Source organism: Mycobacterium sp. pV006 (assembly GCF_041287115.1).
Taxonomy (GTDB): Bacteria; Actinomycetota; Actinomycetes; order Mycobacteriales; family Mycobacteriaceae; genus Mycobacterium.
Window position 1 is genome coordinate 1 of record NZ_JBGGKT010000050.1, and the last position, 1408, is coordinate 1408.

Sequence of the window (1408 nt, forward strand, 5' to 3'; positions counted from 1 at the left end):
CCGAAGGTCCGATCATGAGCCGGCGTTGGCGCGCTGGTTCGGGAAGGTACGCCCATGCTCACCGTAGTTCACGATGCCACCGAGGCCAATGAAAGCACCGGCGGTGCCGGTCAATCGTTGTTGGACGAGATTGTCCGTGATGGTGCCCGGCAGATGCTGGCTGCGGCGCTTAAAGCCGAGGTCGCCGCCTACGTGGCCCAGTTCGCCGACCAGCTCGATGAGGACGGCCATCGGTTGGTGGTCCGCAACGGCTACCACCAGCCGCGTGAGGTACTGACCGCGGCCGGCGCGGTGCAGGTGAAGGCGCCGCGGGTCAACGACCGCCGCGTGGACCCCGATACAGGTGTGCGGCAGCGGTTTTCCTCGGCGATCCTGCCGGCGTGGGCGCGTAAGTCTCCGCAGATGAGTGAGGTGTTGCCGCTGCTGTACCTGCATGGGCTGTCCAGCGGCGACTTCACTGCGGCGTTGGAGCAGTTCCTCGGCTCGGGTGCGGGGTTGTCGGCGTCGACGATTACCCGGCTGACCGCGCAGTGGCAGGACGAAGCCGCGGCGTTCGGGCGCCGTGATCTGTCCGGTACCGACTACGTCTACCTGTGGGTTGATGGCATCCACCTCAAGGTGCGCCTGGAGCAGACCAAGCTGTGCCTGCTGGTGATGATCGGCGTGCGTGCCGATGGCCGCAAGGAGCTGGTCGCGATCACCGACGGGTATCGGGAGTCCACCGAGTCGTGGGCCGACCTGCTGCGCGACTGCAGACGCCGCGGGATGGCTGCCCCGGTGTTGGCCGTGGGCGATGGCGCCCTCGGGTTCTGGAAGGCGGTCCGCGAGGTGTTCCCGGCGACCCGTGAGCAGCGGTGCTGGTTTCACAAGCAAGCTAACGTCCTTGCCGCACTGCCGAAGTCGGCGCATCCGTCGGCGTTGGCGGCGATCAAGGACATCTACAACGCCGAGGACATCGACAAGGCTCAGCTGGCGGTCAAGGCGTTCGAGGTCGACTTCGGCGCCAAGTACCCCAAGGCCGTCGCCAAGATCGTCGACGACCTCGACACCCTGCTTGAGTTCTACAAATACCCGGCCGAGCATTGGATTCACCTGCGCACGACCAATCCCATCGAAAGCACTTTCGCCACGGTGCGACTTCGGACCAAGGTCACCAAGGGCCCTGGGTCACGCGCGGCCGGGATTGCCATGGCCTACAAGCTGATCGACGCCGCACAAGCCCGCTGGCGGGCCGTCAACGCCCCGCACCTGGTCGCCCTGGTCCGCGCCGGCGCGGTCTTCCACAAAGGCAAACTGCTCGAACGGCCCACCGACATCACGCCACCGCAACCGCCTTCAAACGGTGACGAGCGCACCGGAACGGAGGTCGCCTGAAACACCCCAATCCACAGGTCTTGACAATTTCTCC

General features: G+C 65.8%; 1 protein-coding gene. It reads left to right on the forward strand.

Translation table 11 applies throughout. From position 1 onward, the window contains the following. Positions 1-54 precede the first annotated feature (54 nt). Positions 55-1374, forward strand: coding sequence for an IS256 family transposase (locus ACAG25_RS24735; RefSeq protein ID WP_370491056.1), 1320 nt, complete (start codon positions 55-57; stop codon positions 1372-1374). The last annotated feature ends 34 nt before the right edge of the window (positions 1375-1408 follow it).

Coding starts and splice junctions, on each gene's coding strand:
- ACAG25_RS24735 (WP_370491056.1), top strand. CDS start 55: ATGCTCACCGTAGTTCACGATGCCACCGAGGCCAATGAAAGCACCGGC.